Annotated in this window: 18 protein-coding genes, 1 pseudogene and 1 other annotated feature; of the genes and pseudogenes, 13 read left to right on the forward strand and 6 right to left on the reverse strand. The window is 61.2% G+C overall.

Annotation, left to right across the window (positions count from 1 at the left end; genetic code table 11):
- Positions 1-13 precede the first annotated feature (13 nt).
- Both tnpB and tnpA read right to left on the reverse strand, forming a co-directional pair.
- Complete coding sequence (tnpB, locus tag VHN57_RS07440; protein ID WP_079731921.1) at positions 14-355, reverse strand: IS66 family insertion sequence element accessory protein TnpB; 342 nt, start codon at positions 353-355, stop codon at positions 14-16.
- Positions 352-720, reverse strand: a complete 369-nt coding sequence (gene tnpA, locus VHN57_RS07445; RefSeq protein WP_270094171.1) for an IS66-like element accessory protein TnpA — start codon at positions 718-720, stop codon at positions 352-354. The genes tnpB and tnpA overlap by 4 nt, the downstream gene beginning before the upstream one ends.
- Positions 721-862: 142 nt before the next feature.
- On the opposite strand from tnpA, the gene VHN57_RS07450 reads away from it, so the two are divergent.
- The gene (locus tag VHN57_RS07450; RefSeq protein WP_423283353.1) at positions 863-2,086 is read left to right on the forward strand and encodes a TonB-dependent receptor domain-containing protein; all 1,224 of its coding nucleotides are present in this window, start codon (positions 863-865) and stop codon (positions 2,084-2,086) included.
- A gap of 119 nt (positions 2,087-2,205) precedes the next feature.
- Positions 2,206-2,517 carry a FadR/GntR family transcriptional regulator gene (locus tag VHN57_RS07455; protein ID WP_423283355.1) on the forward strand — a complete coding sequence of 104 codons (312 nt, stop codon included), beginning with the start codon at positions 2,206-2,208 and terminating at the stop codon, positions 2,515-2,517.
- Here VHN57_RS07455 and VHN57_RS07460 read toward each other — a convergent pair.
- The 4 genes and pseudogenes from VHN57_RS07460 to VHN57_RS07475 form a co-directional block, all read right to left on the reverse strand.
- Positions 2,514-3,742 (reverse strand): IS3 family transposase gene (locus VHN57_RS07460; RefSeq protein ID WP_423282422.1). Its coding sequence is split into 2 segments (ribosomal slippage): positions 2,514-3,454 and positions 3,454-3,742, totalling 1,230 coding nucleotides; the frame shifts between segments, so codons are not numbered across the junction. The genes VHN57_RS07455 and VHN57_RS07460 overlap by 4 nt on opposite strands.
- Positions 3,345-3,461, reverse strand: a sequence feature (AL1L pseudoknot). Its footprint overlaps the gene before it by 117 nt.
- Before the next feature lie 283 nt (positions 3,743-4,025).
- Positions 4,026-5,366 (reverse strand): tyrosine-type recombinase/integrase, encoded by a 1,341-nt coding sequence (locus VHN57_RS07465; RefSeq protein WP_423283357.1) that lies wholly within the window; start codon positions 5,364-5,366, stop codon positions 4,026-4,028.
- A 546-nt stretch (positions 5,367-5,912) separates the two neighbouring features.
- Positions 5,913-6,149 (reverse strand): annotated as a pseudogene (locus tag VHN57_RS07470) (transposase); the annotation flags it as partial.
- A 10-nt stretch (positions 6,150-6,159) separates the two neighbouring features.
- Positions 6,160-6,303, reverse strand: coding sequence for a hypothetical protein (locus VHN57_RS07475; RefSeq protein ID WP_169860921.1), 144 nt, complete (start codon positions 6,301-6,303; stop codon positions 6,160-6,162).
- Positions 6,304-6,875: 572 nt separating this feature from the next.
- On the opposite strand from VHN57_RS07475, the gene VHN57_RS07480 reads away from it, so the two are divergent.
- The 11 genes from VHN57_RS07480 to VHN57_RS07530 all read left to right on the forward strand — a co-directional run bounded on the left by VHN57_RS07480 (position 6,876) and on the right by VHN57_RS07530 (position 18,455).
- Positions 6,876-7,928 carry a lytic murein transglycosylase gene (locus VHN57_RS07480; protein ID WP_423283359.1) on the forward strand — a complete coding sequence of 351 codons (1,053 nt, stop codon included), beginning with the start codon at positions 6,876-6,878 and terminating at the stop codon, positions 7,926-7,928.
- Positions 7,912-8,898 carry a septal ring lytic transglycosylase RlpA family protein gene (locus tag VHN57_RS07485; protein WP_423283361.1) on the forward strand — a complete coding sequence of 329 codons (987 nt, stop codon included), beginning with the start codon at positions 7,912-7,914 and terminating at the stop codon, positions 8,896-8,898. The genes VHN57_RS07480 and VHN57_RS07485 overlap by 17 nt, the downstream gene beginning before the upstream one ends.
- 47 nt (positions 8,899-8,945) lie before the next feature.
- Positions 8,946-10,109, forward strand: a complete 1,164-nt coding sequence (locus VHN57_RS07490; protein ID WP_423283363.1) for a D-alanyl-D-alanine carboxypeptidase family protein — start codon at positions 8,946-8,948, stop codon at positions 10,107-10,109.
- Complete coding sequence (gene tmk, locus VHN57_RS07495) at positions 10,106-10,732, forward strand: dTMP kinase (protein WP_278988640.1); 627 nt, start codon at positions 10,106-10,108, stop codon at positions 10,730-10,732. The genes VHN57_RS07490 and tmk overlap by 4 nt, the downstream gene beginning before the upstream one ends.
- Entirely contained in the window at positions 10,729-11,700 is a 972-nt protein-coding gene (locus VHN57_RS07500; protein WP_278988642.1) for an AAA family ATPase, read from the forward strand. The genes tmk and VHN57_RS07500 overlap by 4 nt, the downstream gene beginning before the upstream one ends.
- Before the next feature lie 43 nt (positions 11,701-11,743).
- The gene (gene metG / locus VHN57_RS07505; protein ID WP_423283366.1) at positions 11,744-13,312 is read left to right on the forward strand and encodes a methionine--tRNA ligase; all 1,569 of its coding nucleotides are present in this window, start codon (positions 11,744-11,746) and stop codon (positions 13,310-13,312) included.
- 4 nt (positions 13,313-13,316) lie between these two features.
- Entirely contained in the window at positions 13,317-14,105 is a 789-nt protein-coding gene (locus tag VHN57_RS07510) for a TatD family hydrolase (RefSeq protein ID WP_423283368.1), read from the forward strand.
- Entirely contained in the window at positions 14,102-14,890 is a 789-nt protein-coding gene (locus VHN57_RS07515; RefSeq protein WP_278988437.1) for an MBL fold metallo-hydrolase, read from the forward strand. The genes VHN57_RS07510 and VHN57_RS07515 overlap by 4 nt, the downstream gene beginning before the upstream one ends.
- The gene (locus VHN57_RS07520) at positions 14,890-15,549 is read left to right on the forward strand and encodes a retropepsin-like aspartic protease family protein (protein ID WP_037523265.1); all 660 of its coding nucleotides are present in this window, start codon (positions 14,890-14,892) and stop codon (positions 15,547-15,549) included. The genes VHN57_RS07515 and VHN57_RS07520 overlap by 1 nt, the downstream gene beginning before the upstream one ends.
- A complete protein-coding gene (locus tag VHN57_RS07525) occupies positions 15,546-16,850 on the forward strand; it encodes an MFS transporter (protein WP_278988435.1) in 1,305 nt (434 codons plus the stop codon). The genes VHN57_RS07520 and VHN57_RS07525 overlap by 4 nt, the downstream gene beginning before the upstream one ends.
- A gap of 186 nt (positions 16,851-17,036) precedes the next feature.
- Positions 17,037-18,455: an ISNCY family transposase gene (locus tag VHN57_RS07530; RefSeq protein ID WP_063976827.1), complete on the forward strand. Its 1,419-nt coding sequence runs from the start codon at positions 17,037-17,039 to the stop codon at positions 18,453-18,455.
- Positions 18,456-18,530 lie beyond the last annotated feature (75 nt).

Consider the following 18,530-nt stretch of genomic DNA (forward strand, 5'->3'; position numbering starts at 1 on the left):
GAAAGTGCGCGGCCTATCCCGCGCTCTGCGGGCGCCAGGAGTACTGCGGGTTACGCCAGTCTATCCCCTCCAGCAGGCAGGACAATTGCGCGTTGGTCAGCGAGACGATCCCGTCCTTCGCCGAGGGCCACACGAAGCGTCCCTTCTCGAGCCGCTTGGAATAGAGGGACATGCCGATCCCGTCGTGCCAAATGATCTTAATCAGTGATCCGGTCCGTCCGCGAAACACGAACAGGTCGCCTCCGTGCGGGTCGCGCTTCAGACCCTGCTGGACCTGCAAGGCCAGCCCTTGCATCCCTTTGCGCATATCCGTGTGACCCATGGCGATCCACACCCGCGCGCCCGCTGGGATCACCGCAGCGCCTTCAAGGTCGCCGCTACCAGTCCGGCGGGCGCCTCGGCCGAAATGCGAACGAGCCGGCCGTCGCTTAGTTCGACGGTGATCACGGCGCAGCGATCGCAACCGTCCACCTTCTCGTCCTCGGCGAGGACCGCCCGGGCAAAGGTCATGTCTGCCATCGGGAGAGCAGTCCGTTCGGCTTGTTCGCGTCGCAGATTGCGCCGCCAGGTGTAGATGAGGCTGGTCGATACGTCCCGCCGCCGGGCTACGTCGGCGACACATGCGCCCGGCGCGAAGGCTTCGGCCAGGATCTGGAGCCGTTCCTCGTCTCGCCACTGACGCCGCCGCTCCGGCCCCGTCATCACCGTGATCTGCCCCATGCTGCGCTCCTAAGCTCGCTCATACGAGCGCTCTTAAGACCGGTCGTTCACCCACCGGACAAGGCGGGCCTCACCGGATGGGTACACTACCAACGGCCTCGCGCTGGCTGCAGATCGCTCTAATGCAATCTCAGTTGGCTCGATGGTCGACCTCGTAGAGGGTTCACCAACGAACTTCATGAATGGCGACGCGGGATATCGCGGCGGCTTCCTGGTGTTCTCGCCGGACGCACTTTTGGGCGACAATGTCCGTGGCCGCTTCCCTCTCGCCGGCATCCAACCTGAAGACTCGCTGACCGAGACCATCCTTAACAGGCGCTACTTCAGCGAGAAGACCTATGCCGGATATGCGCTTGCGGACTTTGGGTTCCTCGATGACAGGATCAAGGGCAACGCAGGCGTACGCGTGGTAAAAACCGACACCTATGTCCGCGCCATGATCACGCAACCAGGTACAACCAACATCATACCGAACGGCAGCTCGTCGTCCTACACGGATGTCCTGCCGAGCTTTAACCTGACCGGCTACATCACGCCCGATACGCTGGTGCGCCTAGGCTATGGCAAGGGCATCACCAGGCCGGACCTGGGGACGCTCAATCCGAGCATCGTGCTTGACGTGAATGCGGGCGTCGGTTCAGTCGGCAATCCCGATCTGCGCCCGCAAAAAGCAGACAGTTACGATCTCTCGTTCGAGCATTATTTCTCTCCGATAAACTACGTGTCCGCAGCCCTGTTCTATAAGAAGATCGATGGCTTCTTCAGCGGACTCACCTCTTGTCAAACCGTGGCAGGCGCGCCTACGCCGATCTTCAACAACAGCTGCACCGGCAGCCAGTATTTCATTACCCAGACGATCAATGCGGAGAAGGGAACCGCTAAGGGCATCGAACTCGCGGCACAGACATTCTTCGACTATGACTTCATGCCAGACTTCCTGAACCATTTCGGCGTGGTTGGGTCTTTCACCTACGTCAAAACCAAGAACCCGCTGACACTCAACGGCCAGAGGGTCACCACCATGCAGCCGCTGACTTCCGAGTTCGCCTATTCGGTTGCGGGTCTATACGAGGACAAGGTCGTTTCGGCCCGCGTCGTATACACCTGGCGATCGAAAGCCGTACTATTTGGCGTAGCCGCGAACCCCATCGATGGTCGCTACATCCGTCCATTCGGTCTTCTGGACGCGTCACTGAACTTCAAACTGCCGCACAACTTCTCTGTGTCCCTGACTGCATCGAACCTGACCAACCAGGCTGCGGACCGGTTCGTCGGGGAGCCAGGGCTTGCGACAGGGATTGAGCGTCAGCACTTCGTGAACGGACGCAATTTCGGCGCAACGCTTCGCTACAGCTTCGGTAGCTGAATCACCGCATATGGGGGATGCTGGGCAACTCGGCATCCCCCCTTGCAATGCCGAGCAAGAGGCAGCTCACATCCTGATTGAATTGGCTACGCCTGCCCGAATGAGGAGAAATCTGGGCGATGCCCTCCATAGCCTCCCTGACAAAAGGTTCCGCACGAGATCGCGGACGGCGCCTTAACGGATCATTGGTTGCCAGCCTGGGCAAAGATATCGTTGATGGAAGATTTCGTCCCGGAGAGCGCTTTTCGTGCGAGGCAACAAACCATCGGAACCTGAATGTGTCACGCAGTTCATATCGGGAAGCCGTAAAAGCGTTAGAAGCAAAAGGTTTGGTGGAGACGAAGGCGAGCTCCGGCACGATTGTCCGGCCACGAAAGCACTGGAACCTTGAACCGCACCGGGATTGCCGAAGGCCATTTCATTTAAATTAGGCTGCCAGTGGGACGTCGTCCAGCATGGCATAATATCGCTGCTCGGCTTCGACCGGTGGGATGTTTCCGATGGGCTCCAAGAGCCGCCGATTATTGAACCAGTCCACCCATTCCAGCGTAGCGTACTCAACGGCCTCAAACGACCGCCAAGGCCCTCGACGGTGGATCACCTCGGCTTTGTAGAGACCGTTGATGGTTTCGGCCAAAGCATTGTCGTAGCTGTCTCCAACGCTTCCAACTGACGGCTCGATGCCAGCTTCGGCGAGACGCTCGGTATATTTGATGGACACGTACTGCGATCCGCGGTCGCTGTGATGAACCAGGCCGCCTCGGTGAACAGGCCGCCGATCGTGGATAGCCTGCTCCAGCGCATCCAGCACGAAGCCGGCGTGCGCGGTTCTGCTGACGCGCCAGCCCACGATGTAGCGGGCGTAGACGTCGATAACGAAGGCGACATAGACGAACCCCGCCCAGGTCGCGACATAGGTGAAATCCGAGACCCAGAGCATGTTCGGTGCCGGAGCATGAAACTGGCGATTGACCTGATCCAGCGGGCATGGTGCTGCCTTATCGGCAATCGTGGTGCGCACCGGCTTGCCCCGGATCACCCCTTGCAAGCCAAGATCTCGCATGAGCCGTTGCACGGTGCAGCGAGCAACATCGAAACCCTCGCGCTTCATCTGCCGCCACACCTTGCGCACGCCGTAAACGCCGAAATTCTCCGCAAACACGCGCAAAACCTCGGGCCTCAGAGCCTCGTCTCGTCGAATGCGTGCGGACTGCAGTGCGGGGTCGCGTCGTTTGGCGACGCGCTCATGATAGGTGGATGGGGCGATCGGCAGAACCCGGCAGATCGGCTCGACCCCATAGGCATCGCGATGTTCATCGATAAAGGCGATCATCGTTTGAACGGGCGGTCGAGCTCCGCCTGAGCAAAATATGCCGACGCCTTGCGAAGGATCTCGTTAGCTTGCCGCAGTTCGCGGACCTCACGCTCAAGCGCCTTGAGCTTCTCGGCTGTCTCCGTCGGCACCCCGCCGCGCTTGCCGCTGTCCACCTCGGACTTCTTCACCCATTCCAGCAGCGTGTGCCCGGAACACCCGATCTTCTCGGCCACCGATGTGATCGCCGCCCAGCGGGAAGGATAATCACCTTCATGATCCAGAACCATGCGGATCGCCCGCTCGCGAACCTCGGGTGCAAACTTGTTCGTCGTCTTGCTCATCGTAGACCCTTCCTCTCAGGAGTTAGGGCCTCCGGCAATCCCGGTGCGGTTCACTTCTGCGCGCATGAGCGCTTCGGCAACAATGCTATTTGTCCCGGCGGCGGCCGACGCCACTGCGCCAGACAGAAGGTTCTGGCGGAAATGGCGCAATGCTCTGCGGAATGGTGGCGTGAGCTTCCCTGATAGAAAGATTATGTCTGAGCCGAGATTAATCATGGCTCAAGCTTTCGATCTTGAGAGCCTCACTCCTCAACCTATCGGTGATTAAAATAGGAAGCTTTTGTCAAGCCTCATCTACGCTATCATAATATTCATCTGCGAAAAGGAGCTTTGAATCGAGAATAATCCTCTTCTCGCGCACGTAATGAGCTGTGGCGGTTTCTGTTAGATGCCCCATCAGGTCCATAACTTCCGGCCGAGCAAGGCCAAAGCCGCCTGGGACCGGCAGATCATTCAACATATAGACGCCATATAGGTGACGAAGGCTATGCGGAGTCCAATGTCTACCACTCCGCTTGCATGGAATGCCTGCTCGTTTGGCTGCGGATGTAAAAGCCTTGATCCGTGCTGTATCACTCACCTTGTAAAAGGGGCGCCCCATATCGGGTCCGGGTCGAATGTCCTGAAACACAAAATCATGCCCAGAGCGCACGACATATTCCTCGTTTCGATACTCGGAGAGCACTGCGAAGAATGCAGCTTTTAGAAACGGAATGAAAAAGGTGCGGGCCGTGGCGCGTCCTTTGAATCTCATGCGCTCATCATCGGGCACCTGCATATTTGGACGGATCACATTCGGATCGTCGACAAACACCTCTAACTTCGCGAAATCAATCTGATGCCAGCGCAAGCCACATGCTTCAGACATCCGGATTCCTGTGCCAGCCAACAGAAGCCAAAGCGCGGCATCACGCTTTGATGTCGCGCATCCGAGAATCCTCGAAAGATCCAGAATCGGAAAGTCCAAGAAATCTTCCCGGGCGCGTGATTGTCTCGGAGCAGAAATTCCGTTGCGCCTAGTGAGCGGCCGACTTGCTGCGCGACGGGCAAAAGCTGCAAATGCAGAACCCTTGCAAAGTGCCTTGACCTGATTTTGCGGCAATTTGTTGTATCCGAAAACCGCCTTCAGCGCAGGGGATGATAGCTCGCCAGATAACTCGACCCCGGCCTGCCTCAACTTATCAATCTCGATTTGCTGACGATCGTTCGAAATTGTGAGGAGGAGGTTGATCGGCGCTGCGATACCACTGGCAGACGTGATGGCAGAATAGCCCATTTTCTCGACAACTGCGGGCGCCCAGTTTTCGAATGCGAAATCGTCATTCTCACGCGGTTGCAGCCGACGGATGGCATCGGGATTCAGGCGAATGCGAATATAATTGTCGATAGCTTGGTTTAGGCGGCTAACCGTAGTTAGCCGGCCATAGACACCCGCTTCGACCAAGTAATCGAGAAAACAGGCGGCCGTCTGAAGGTATTTTTTCTGCGTAGCTAAGGCGTAGCCTTTGGTCTGCATATGTGCCCGGTAAGCCGCAAAATACGGATCGATGTCTCCATCCTCATCGATGAGGTCGAAAATTTCCGATGCATATGGCTGCACCGCAACTCTCGAGAAATGGATCATTGCGACACTGCCTTTAGCGGAACGCCAATGACGGCACCATGGTGGGGTGATTGCCTTCCGCCGCCGTGTCTCAAATGGTGCGCGCTATGTAGGTCCAGAACTTGCAACATCCGCATCAAAGAGTACCTCACGGCGATAATCAGTTTTAATGATAACGGCATCGCGAACGACAAATGATAATCAATAGTGTCACCTGATACAATCACATTGTCTGATTCTCGTTTAAAAAAACATATTATCGAAATTATCAATAGATCTTTTGATTCTTATTTAGGCTACGGACGCCTAATATTAATCACGTATTATTTGGCTAATTGGGCATTGACGTCCGATGCATGGTTAAACATGTCCGATTATATAGATATATTTTACGCGCAACGTCCGATTGTTTAATTGTGAGGCTTGGTCCGAGGCCAAAGTTGTAGCTGGCGGATTTCAGCCTTGAAAGGGGTGGTTGTATCGATTTCAGACGCGATCACCCCCTTCGCTCAACACTGAAGGGTAGCCGAAGATGGGATTAATGAATGCCTTCAGGGCGTGGACTCATTACGCGTTGCACCACAGCCTCACGCAGATGAGCTTGATGGCCGCAAGATAGTTGGCAGCATCCTTGTCATGTCGGGTGGCGATGCCCCGGAACTGCTTGATCCGATTGAAGAAGCTCTCGACGAGATTACGCTGGCGGTAGAGCCATAACGACAAGCCGAGGCGCTGCTTACGGTTGGAGCGGTTGGGAATGTTGGCCCAGATATTTCGGGCCGCGACCGCCTCGCGAATGGCATCAATCAGTACTTCAATCGCATGCACTGATCGCCAGCAACGGCTCGGTGATGAGCCATTGCTTGTCCGTCAGTTCATACCGCCGCCGCGTCATACGCCCTCCGTATCCGAGGGGCGCCTGAATCACGCCAAGGGCGACAACTTCAACCAGATTCATGAGTTTGCGCCCTAGTCAGGCAGCAGCTTTTAGATAGGAGGCTCTGGGCCTGCCGGCTTGCTTAGGCGGAATGAAGTAAGCTTGGCCTGAGCGCCTCGCTATGTAACTTGAGCGATGTCCCGCTCGTTTGGTCACCATTTCTACGACATGATTCTGGACAGAAAATTAGGTGTTGCAATCAGAGCAGCAACTCAATCTTGCGCCGATCTCGAGGTTTGACCGGGCCGGCGGCAGAGCCGCCGGCTATCGCGCATCATCGCCCGTAGGGGCTGCTGCGCTTCGCTACGCCGATGGCTACGCTACGCAGCCCCACTCCGTTGCATGTGGGGCAGGCGGGTTAATGCGCATCCAGGTGCGGTTGAGATAAGAACCCACGGTGAGCTTGCACCCACGGCGGTTTTCAAGACCGCTGCCTTAAACCACTCGGCCACACTTCCGTTGCGACGCTTCCTAGCGAAGCGGGCGAACAAGCCAAGGGCAAAAATGACAATATTGAAGGGAATGGTCGCCCATTCGCGACTTCGTATCGGATAGGGGTTTCGCCGGTTGCCCTGGCTGTGCCACAAAAGGCCATGGCAGATTCTCGGTTCAATTCGCTGGCCATTGCGCTGATGATGGGTTTTTCGACGGTCGTGGCGGGATTGGCTGCGCCACAGGTCGCAGTTGCGCAGGATGATGGGGATTTTCGCGCCTATCTGGAATCCCTGCGGCCCAAGGCACGGGCCATGGGCATTCGCGACGCGACGCTGGACGCCGTCTTCCCGACCCTGACGATCAACCCGCGCGTCGTGGCGCTTGACCAGAGCCAGCCGGGCGGCGGCGCCTATTCGCCCATTCCCAATTTCGAGCCCTATCGGGTCAAGCACGTCGATGTCGCGCGGATCAGCCGCGGGCGGGCGGTCTATGCCGCCAATCGCGCGCGGCTGGCCCGGATCGAGGCCGAAACCGGCGTGCCCGAAGAAATCATGGTCGCCATTTTCGGCCATGAAACCAATTATGGCTCCTATACCGGCGATTTCGACCTGATCCGGTCGCTGGCCACGCTCGCGCATGAGGGGCGCCGACGCACCTTGTTCGAGCCGGAATTGCTGGCGACGCTCAAGATGCTGAACGATGGCGTGCCGCGCAGCCGGCTGGTCGGCAGCTGGGCCGGAGCGACCGGCTATCCGCAATTCCTGCCCTCGGTCTATCTCAAGCTCGCCAAGGATGGCGACGGCGATGGCCGGGCGGATATTTGGACCAGCCAGGCGGATGCGCTCGCCTCGATCGCCAATTATTTCGTTGCGGCCGGATGGCGGCGGGGCCAGCCCTGGGGCGTGGCCGTCAGCGTGCCGACCAGCTTCAATCGCGCCTCGGTGGCGGCGCGCACGACGGCGCCGCGCTGCCCACGGGTGTTCAACCGCCACAGCCGCTGGCTGACCATGGCCGAATGGCGCAAACTGGGCCTGTTCCCGGCCAGTGGCATCTGGCCGGCAGACACTGTCATGGCGACCCTGCTGGAGCCGGATGGGCCGGGCAAGACCGCCTATCTGCTGACCAGCAATTACCGCGCGATTCTCGACTATAATTGCTCGAATTTCTACGCTCTTTCCGTGGGGTTGCTGGCCGATGCGGTCAAGCAATAGGAACTGGCTCGCGCTGGGCGGCGCGGCGTCTCTGCTGGCCTCCTGCGGCAGCGAGCAGGCCGTTGCGCCGCCGGCGCCACGCCCCGCGACACCTGTAACGGCGCCAGCGGTTGCGGACGAGCCGGTCAAGATCGGCGAACCCTATAACGTGGGCGGCAAGACCTATGTCCCTGCCGATCCGGTCAATTATGACGAGGTCGGCTATGCCAGCTGGTATGGCGAAGAGGCGATCGGCAAGCCGACGGCCAATGGCGAGGATTTCGTGCCGTCGGCGATCAGCGGCGCCCACAAGACCTTGCCTCTGCCAAGCTATGTCGAGGTGACGGCATTGGATAGCGGTCGCACCATCCTGGTCCGGCTCAACGATCGCGGCCCGTTCAGCGACGACAAGCTCATCGACCTGTCGCGCGGCGCGGCCGAGCAACTGGGCATTACCGGTGACGGTGCCGCGGCCGTTCGCGTCCGCCGGGTCAATCCGCCCGATCAGGAAAAGGCGTTGCTGCGCGCTCATCACCGCGCGCCCGAGCGGATCGAGACGCCGCAGCCCTTGCTCAAGGTGCTGCGCGGGCGTCTGGCGCAAGTGCCGGCAAGCCCGCCAGCGCAGGTTCAGACCGCACGCCCCGTCGTTCAGGCGATCCCGGTCGCGAGCCGTTCCAGCCGTCCCGGCGCATCCTTCGATACGCCCGCACCGCCCACTCCCAAGCCGGCCCCGAAGGCCACGGCACCGACAAAACCGGTATCGGCAAAACCGGTGTCTGGCAGCTATGTCGTTCAGGTTGCAGCTCTTTCCTCGCAGAGCCGGGCCGAAGCGCTTGCTAGGCAGATCGGCGCCCATGCCGTGGCGGCCGGTCCGGTCTGGCGGGTGCGCTATGGTCCCTATCCCTCGCAGGAGGCTGCGCAGGCCGGCGTGAAGGCGGCGGCAGCGAAGGGCTTTGCGAATGTCCGTGTCATGGCTAATGACGCGCGCTAATCATAGCGATGCGTCCAGCGAATCTATCCAGTCGAAGGCTTGAGTTCATGAAGAAAACCGTTGCCGCCACTCTCTTGGTCGGTCTGCTGGCCCAGCCGCTGGTTGCCGCGGCCCCGCCCTATACGAGCGAGGCGCCGATCGCCTATCTCAAGGATCTTTCCTCGGGCGCCGTCCTCTATGACAAGGGCGGCGAAACCCGGATGCCGCCGGCCTCGATGGCCAAGATGATGACGGCGCATGTTGCCTTCCGCCTGATCCAGAAGGGCGAACTGAAGCTCGACACCAAATTCACGGTCCGTCCGGAAACCTGGCAGCAATGGCACGGCCCCAAGGCCGGATCGACCATGTTCCTGTCGGTGGGCGAGCAGGTGTCGGTCGAAAACCTGCTGCACGGCATCGTCACCCTGTCGGGCAATGACGCCTGCGTCGTGCTGGCCGAGGGCATTGCCGGCACCGAGCAGGCGTTCGTCGCACTGATGAACGAAGAGGCCAAGCGCATGGGCCTCAAGAACAGCCATTTCGGCACCAGCAATGGCTGGCCTGACGAGGGCGTGACCTATGTCACCGCCGAAGATCTGGCCAAGCTTGCCGAAGCCACGATCGTCGAAACGCCGGACCTCTACAAGAAATTCTACGCCACCCGCTCCTTCACCTGGGGCAAGACCATGGGCGGCTCCGACATTGCGCAGGCCAATCGCAATCCGATCCTGGGCAAGATCGCAGGTGCCGACGGCCTCAAGACCGGCCATACCGAAGAAGCCGGCTTCGGCTTCACCGGATCGGCCGAGCAGGATGGCCGCCGCCTGGTGATGGTGGTCGCCGGCCTGACCAGCTTCAACGGCCGGATTACCGAATCCGTCCGCTTCATGGACTGGGGCTTCCGCGCCTGGAAGGCGCAGCCGCTGTTCAAGAAGGGGCAGATGGTTGAGACCGCCGCGGTTCAGCTCGGTAGCGCATCGACCGTGTCGCTGGTCGCGCCGCAGAATATGGCGGTCACCATGCCGCGTACCGCGTCGGCCAATGTGAAGGTGAAGGTCGTCTATACCGGCCCGATCAAGGCGCCGATCGCCAAGGGCCAACAGATCGCCCAGCTCATCGTCCAAACCCCGGATACGCCGCCCCAGGTGTTGCCGCTGGTTGCCGGTGAAGATGTCGCGGAAGCCGGCATTTTCGGTCGTTTGTGGAATGGTCTGAAGTCCTTCTTCGGGTGATAACAGGCCGTTTCATCACGCTCGAAGGCGGCGAGGGCGCCGGCAAGTCGACCCAGCTTCGTGCGCTGGCGTCGGCCTTGCGCGCGCGCGGGCTGGAGGTTGTCGAGACCCGCGAGCCGGGCGGCAGCGAAGGGGCGGAAGCGATCCGTGCCATGCTGCTGACCGGTGGTGCGGACCGCTGGAATGCCCGCGCCGAAGCTTTGTTGTTCGCCGCCGCGCGGGCCGACCATATCGAAAAGACCATCCGCCCGGCGCTGGCCCGTGGCGCCTGGGTTCTGTCCGATCGTTTCCTCGACAGCAGCCGTGCCTATCAGGGGCAGGGCGAACTTAGCGATGCCGACATATTGGCGCTGCACCAGATCGGCAGCGCCGGCTTCCTGCCCGATCGCACCTTGTTCCTGACCCTGCCGGAAGCCGAGGCGGAAGCCCGCGCCCATGCCCGTGACGGCGACGTGTCGGACCGAATCGGCGGCCGCGATCGCAGCTTCCACCGTGCCGTGGCCGATGCGTTCGTCCGCTTTGCCGCCGATGAGCCGGCGCGGGTCCGCGCGATCGACGCGTCGGGCGCGGCAGACGATGTCACCGCCCGACTGCTCGCGGCACTGGACGACCTGTTGTCATGACGTCACTGGTTGGGCATGACGCCCAGGCGCAGACCCTGCTGGCGGCGGCAAGCAGCGGCCGTATGCATCATGGCTGGATCTTGAGCGGCCCGCGCGGCATCGGCAAGGCCAGCTTTGCGCGCGCCATGGCGATGCGCCTGCTGGCGGATGCGGCCGGCCCGAAGATCGAGGGTGAGGGGCTCGCTGTTCCCGAAAGCCACCCGATCCGCCGCCTGATCGAGGCGAGCGCGCATCCCGATTATGCCGAACTGGCGCCGCTGGAGAAGGATGGCGTTACCGCGCGCAACATCAGCGTCGATCAGGTGCGCGGCCTGCAGCGGCTGATCCAGTCGGCGCCGTCGCTCTCCTCGCGGCGTATCGTCGTGATCGACAGCGCCGATGATCTGGAGCGCGGCGCCGCCAACGCCCTGCTCAAGACGTTGGAGGAGCCGCCCGCAGACATGGTCTTCCTGCTGGTCAGCCATGCGCCGGGCCGGCTGCTGCCCACCATTCGCTCGCGCTGCCGCACGATGCGCTTCGATCCGCTGTCGGACGGCGCCATGGCGACGGTGCTCCGGCGCGAGGATGAAAGCCTGTCCGGGCCGGAACTGGATGCGCTGCTGCGTGCGGGCGAGGGCTCACCCGGTCGCGCGCTGCGCTATGCGGGGCTCGACCTTGCGGGCCTCGAAAAATCGCTGCTCGCGATCGTGGCCGACGGCGATCCGGGCAATCGGGAGCGCCTGCGCCTGGCCAAGGCGTTGGCGGGCAAGGCGGCCAAGCCGCGTTACGAAGCCTTTCTGGAGCGCGCGCCCGCCTTCATTGCCCAGGCTGCCCGGACCCGCCATGGCCCGGCACTGGGTAGCGCGCTCGATCATTGGGAAGCGGCCCGGCATCTGGCGGGCGGTGCGGTGATCCTGTCGCTGGACCCGGCCTCGGTCGTTTTCGAGCTGGGCGGCCATGTCGCGGCACTGGCTGAGGCCAGACCCTGAAAAGCGGCTTTGCGGCGACGCGAACAGCCGCTAGGGAGGCTGCATGTCGCAGCCTTACACCATCACCACCGCCATCTCCTATCCCAACGGCCGTCCGCATATCGGCCATGCCTATGAGGTGATCGCCACCGACGCGATCGCCCGTTTCCAGCGCATGATGGGCCGCGATGTCTTCTTCCAGACCGGAACCGACGAACATGGGCTGAAAATGGCCCAGACGGCGCGCAACCGCGGCATCGAGCCGCGCGAGCTGGCTGATGAGATGTCGTCCTATTTCAAGCAGATGAACGATAGCCTGAACATCAGCTATGATCGTTTCATCCGCACCAGCGAACCCGATCACCACCGCGCCAGCCAGGCGATCTGGCAGGCGATGGAGGCCAATGGCGACCTGTATCTGGGCCGCTATGAGGGCTGGTATTCGGTCCGCGACGAAGCTTTCTATGATGAGAAGGAAATCACCGAGGGCGAAGGCGGCGTAAAGCTCTCGCCCCAGGGAACGCCGGTGGAATGGACCGTTGAGGAAAGCTGGTTCTTCCGCCTGTCCAAATATCAGGACAAGCTGCTCGACCTCTATAACAGCCAGCCCGATTTCATCCGCCCGGAAAGCCGGCGCAACGAAATCCTGCGCTTCGTCGAGGGCGGCCTGTCCGATCTCAGCATTTCGCGCACCAGCTTCGACTGGGGCGTCCAGGTGCCCGGCGCCGACGGTCATGTCATGTATGTCTGGGTCGACGCGCTGACCAATTATATCACCGGCTGCGGCTATCCTGACGATGCCGAGCGCATGGCGCGCTATTGGGCGGAGGGTGGCGATATCACCCATATCATCGGCAAGGATATCGTGCGTTTTCATACGGTGTACTGGCCGGCTTTCCTGATGAGCGCGAAGCTGCCGCTGCCCCGGCAGGTGTTCGGCCATGGCTTCCTGCTGAACCGCGGCGAGAAGATGTCGAAGTCGGTCGGCAATGTCGCCGATCCGATGGAACTGGCCGAACGCTTCGGCGTCGATCAGCTGCGCTATTTCCTGCTGTCCGAAGTGACCTTCGGCAATGACGGCAGCTATAGCGCCGAAGCGATTGTCCAGCGTTCGAACAGCGATCTGGGCAACGCGTTCGGCAACCTCGCCCAGCGCACGCTGAGCTTCATCGCCAAGAATCTGGAAGGGCGCCTGCCGGCAATCAATGGCCATGACCCCGCCGATACAGAGCTGTTCGCGCTGATCGACAAGGTCGTGCGCGGCGATATGCCGGCGGCCATGGCCGATCTGGCGCCGTCGGTGGCGATCGATGCCTGGCTGCGCGCTGCCTTTGCCTGCAACCAATATATCGACGCGCAGGCGCCCTGGTCGCTGCGCAAGACCGATCCGCAGCGGATGGAGACGGTGCTGGCCACCCTCTATATCGCCATCGCCCAGCTGGCGGTCGCGATCCAGCCGGTGATCCCGGCGAGCGCCACGGCCTTGCTCGACCATATGGGCGTGTCGGCGGACAAGCGCAGCTATGGCGCGATCGGCGATCATTGGTATAGCGACCTGGCCGAAAGCGATTTCGTGCTGGCCGCGCCCAAGCCGCTCTTCCCGCGCCTGGAACTGACCGAAGCGGACGCCTGAACCCATGTTGATCGACAGCCATTGTCACCTCAATTACAAGGGGTTGATCGAGGATCAGCAGAATGTGCTGGAACGCGCTCGCGCGCGCGGCGTCGACCTGATGCTCAACATCGCCACCCGCGAAAGCGAGTGGGACGATGTGTTGGGCACGGCGGTGCGTGAGGCGGATGTGTGGGCGACCGTGGGCATTCATCCGCATGAGGCGGACGAGCATCCTCACGTCGACACCGCCAAGCTGGTCGAGCGCGCGGCCCATCCGCGCGTCGTTGGCATCGGCGAAACGGGCCTCGATTATTATTACGACCATAGCGATCGCGAGCGGCAGCAGAAGAGCTTCCGCAGTCATATCGCCGCCTGCCGCGAGACCGGCCTGCCGCTGATCGTCCATACCCGCGAAGCGGAAGAGGATACGCTGGCGATCATGCGGGACGAAATGGGGAAGGGGGCCTATAGCGGCGTCATCCACTGCTTCACCGCCAGCGGTGCCTTTGCTGATGCGGCGATGGACCTTGGCTTCTACATCAGCATTTCGGGAATCGTGACCTTCAAGAGCGCGAAGGATCTGCAGGAAACGGCGGCGCGCCTGCCGCTCGACCGGCTGCTGGTGGAAACGGACTCGCCCTTTCTCGCCCCGGTGCCCCATCGCGGCAAGTCGTGCGAACCGGCCTTCGTCGCCGACACGGCGCGCTTCCTGGCTGATCTGCGCGGCGAGAGCATCGAGCATCTGGCGGCGGCCACCTCGGCCAATTTCCTGCGCCTCTTTGCCAAGATCGAGGGCCGGCCGCAGCCATGAGCCTCAAGCTGACCATCCTTGGCAGCGGCACATCCTCCGGCGTTCCCCGGATCGGCAATGATTGGGGCGCCTGCGATCCCACCGAGCCGCGTAACCGCCGCAGCCGCGTCTCGATCCTGATGGAAAGCGCGACGACCCGGATATTGGTCGACACATCCCCGGACCTACGGGCGCAATTGCTGGCCGCCGACGTGATCGACATCGATGCGATCCTGTGGACCCATGACCATGCCGATCACAGCCATGGCATCGACGATGTTCGCCAGTTGTTCCACCATCGCGGTAGCCCGATCCCCGGCTATGCCCGTGCCCAGACGATGCGCCTGCTCCAGGCCCGCTTCGCCTATGCCTTTGCGGGGAGGGGGGGCTATCCCCCGATCATCGTCCCGCATGACCTGCCCGATGGGCTGCGGATCGGCGATATCGACATTGCCTGCACCGACATGCCGCATGGCGACATTTATTCGACTGGATTTCGTTTCAGTCATGATGATAGTCATGTCGGATATGCGACGGATTTTCATGCCATAACCCCAGATATGCTGGCGCTGTTCGATGATCTCGACATCTGGGTGGTCGATGCGCTGCGCGCCCGGCCGCATCCCACCCATGCCCATCTGGAGATGACATTGGCGGGGATCATGGCAACCCGGCCCGGTCGCGCGATCCTCACCCATATGGACCAGAGCATGGATTATGCCACTCTATGCGCCACGCTCCCCAAAGGCGTGGAGCCGGGCTATGACGGGTTGGTCATCGACCTCAACGACGGAGCACCCCACTGATGGACGGCACGGATCAGGCGATGTCCAGCATCTGGTATCTGCTCGCCCTGGTCCTGGTTGGCTCTGCGCTCATTGGCCGCCGCATCGCTCTGGGCAGCTTCGTGCGGATGGCGCTGCTCTGGGTGCTGATCTTCGGTGCGCTGCTCGGCCTCTTCACCTTCGCCCAGAAGGCGGGGCTGATGCCGGCACGGTTCGCGGCGGAGGAGGGGGCCTTGCTCCAGCCGCAGAACAGTGCCGAAGCCATATCACAGCCCGCGCCGCCGCCGGCCCCACCGCCGATCCAGTCCGATGGGCAGGTGGTGCGCATTCCGGTCGCGCCGGACGGCCATTATTGGGTGGAGGGCATGGTCAACGGCATGTCCGCGCGCTTCCTGATCGACAGTGGCGCGACCATCACCGCCCTTTCGGAAAATACCGCCCGCGCCACCGGCCTCAATATCGACATGAATGCGCCCGCGATCCCGCTCAACACCGCCAATGGCAAGATCGACGCGCGCCGCGCCAGCATCTCGACGCTGACGGTTGGGCCGCTGCGCGCCAATGATGTCGAGGTCGTCGTCTCGCCGGCGCTGGGCGACGTCAATGTCATCGGCATGAACATGCTGTCCCGTCTCAAAAGCTGGAGCGTTGAAAATGGTGAAATGGTGCTGACGCCATGACGTCACATGAGGGGCAGGGTGGCGCACCCGACAAACGAGCCCGGCTCAAGGCGATCATCGGCGGCTCCACCGGCAATCTGGTCGAATGGTATGACTGGTATGCCTATGCCGCTTTCACCCTCTATTTCGCGCCGCATTTCTTCCCGAGCGAGGATCGCACCGCCCAGTTGCTGAGCGCGGCCGGCATTTTTGCCGTCGGCTTCCTGATGCGACCGATCGGCGCCTGGCTGATGGGCGTCTATGCCGATCGCCATGGCCGCAAGAGCGGCCTGACCCTGTCGGTCTCGCTGATGTGTGCCGGATCGCTGCTGATCGCGGTGACGCCGGGCTATGAGGTGATCGGCGTCGGCGCGCCGTTGCTGCTCGTGCTGGCCCGGCTGATGCAGGGGCTGTCGATCGGCGGCGAATATGGCGCCAGCGCGACCTATCTCACCGAAATGGCCGGCAAGGACCGGCGCGGTTTCTATTCCAGCTTCCAATATGTGACGCTGATTGCCGGGCAGTTGGTGGCGATCTGCGTGCTGCTACTGCTCCAGTCTATCCTGACGGAGGCGCAGCTTGACGCCTGGGGCTGGCGCATTCCCTTCGCCATTGGCGGCGCGCTGGCGGTCATCGTCTTCTGGCTGCGGCGCGGTCTTGCCGAAACCCAGAGCTATGAAGTGGCCAAGGCCGAAGGCGCCCCCAAGTCCGGCTTCATCGAACTCATCACCAACCATCCGCGCGAGACGCTGACGGTGATGCTGCTGACTGCCGGCGGCACGATCGCCTTCTATGCCTATTCCATCTACATGCAGAAATTCCTCGTCAATACGGCCGGCTTCGGTCGTGAAACAGCGTCGGAAATCAATGGGATAACATTGTTTATTTTCATGTTGTTGCAGCCTTTGGCTGGCGCCTTGTCCGATCGCATCGGGCGCAAGCCGCTGATGATCGGCTTCGGCATCATGGGCGTGCTCTGCACCTATCCGATCTTCGCCACGCTGGCGGTGACGCGCGATCCGCTGGTCGCTGGGCTGCTGGTGATGGCGGGCCTGGTGATCGTCACCGGCTATACCTCGATCAATGCCGTGGTGAAGGCCGAGCTGTTTCCCGCGCATATCCGTGCGCTCGGCGTCGCGCTGCCTTATGCGCTCGCCAATACCTTGTTCGGCGGCACGGCCGAGTTCGTCGCGCTCTGGTTCAAGCAGTCTGGGATGGAATCCGCTTTCTATATTTATGTCAGCGTCATGATCGCGATCTCGTTGACGGTCTATGTCCGCATGCGCGACACCAAAGCCCATAGCCGCATCCTGGAGGATTGAGATGAATGAGGAGGAATATCTCCCATCCATCCAATCCGTGATTTAACATAATATATATTATCATCCATTTTATTTGTAAGCGCCATTTAGAAATGACACACCCCCGCTAGATAGAGATGACACAGTTTGGATCATCGGCGGAGCGCTGCTGTCATGTTCATCCTTCGCGTTGGAGGATGTGCGATAATGGCGGTGCTGGTGATGAGCGATGGCGAGCTTTCGCGTTTCGATACCTTGATGCGCGTGGATCGTGGGGAGCTGCGGCCGACGGATGCGGCGCGGCTTTTAGGCATTGAGCGGCGGCAAATTTATCGGCTGTTGGATCGGTTAAGAGCCGAAGGTGCTGCCGGCTTGGTGTCAGCCAAGCGCGGCCGGCCCAGCAACCGGCGCTATGCCGATGATTTTCGGGAGCGCGTGGTCGCGATCGTGCGTGAGCATTATTATGATTTCGGCCCCACGCTGGCCCGTGAGTATCTGGCCGAACGGCACGATATTCATCTGGCCTGCGAGACGTTGCGCCAGTTCATGATCAAGGCCGGGTTGTGGAAGGATCGCGAAGCCCGGCGCCCTCGCCCATATCAGCCACGCTACCGGCGCGACTGCCGGGGCGAGCTGATCCAGATCGACGGGTCGAAGCACTGGTGGTTCGAGGATCGCGGGCCGCAATGCACCCTGCTCGTCTATATTGATGATGCGACCAGCGAACTGATGCACCTCAAAATGGCCGAAAGCGAGAGCACCTTCGCCTATATGGATGCGACGCGGGAGTATATCGAGCGGCACGGCAAACCGGTGGCCTTCTATTCCGACAAGCACAGCGTGTTTCGGAACGCCAAAGCCAGCGCAGCACGCGGCGATGGCATGACGCATTTCGGACGTGCGCTGGATGCGCTGAACATCGAGATTATCTGCGCCAACTCGCCGCAGGCCAAGGGCCGGGTCGAACGGGCCAATGCCACATTGCAGGATCGCCTAGTCAAAGCGATGCGTCTGGAAGGCATATCGTCGATCGAGGAGGCCAACGTCTTTCTCGACAGCTATATGGCCCGGCATAATGCGCGGTTCGCTCGCCCCGCCTTTGACGTGCGCGACCTGCACCGTCCCCTCGCCCCGCATGACGATTTGCGCTCGATCATGGTCTGGCGGGAGCAGCGGACAGTAACGGCGGCGCTGACGCTCCATTACAACAAGGTGATGTTCATTCTGGAGCCGACAGCGATCAGCAAAGCATTGGCGCGCAAGCGGGTGACAGTGTGCGAATATCCTGACGGTCGGCTGGAGATTGAACATGAGGGCCATGTCCTGCCCTATCGTCCGTTCGATAAGATGCGGCACGTCAACCAGCCTGCTATTGTCGAGAATAAGCATCTGGACGCGGCGCTGATGTTGGCCAAACAGATGCAGGCCATCATGCCGCATCACCGCAAGCGCAATAACGACGCCCCTGCCCGCCGCGACCAGCCCCTGCATCTCTTCCCCGAGCCAGAACCGCCGCCAAAGATTGACCGCCGCAAACTGGGTGGTTCAAAGCTCAAACGCGGTCCCAGGCTCAGTGACGAGGCGTTGCGCGAACGCGGCACGCTCAGCTTCGTGCAAAGGGCATGACCGGGCCCACTGCAGAGCAGCGGGTCCATGGTCCACTACCCCAAGGTCAGCGCATCAGCAGGGTCTGCGCTGCGC

The organism is Sphingobium salicis subsp. salicis, assembly GCF_049472635.1.
GTDB lineage: Bacteria > Pseudomonadota > Alphaproteobacteria > Sphingomonadales > Sphingomonadaceae > Sphingobium > Sphingobium yanoikuyae_A.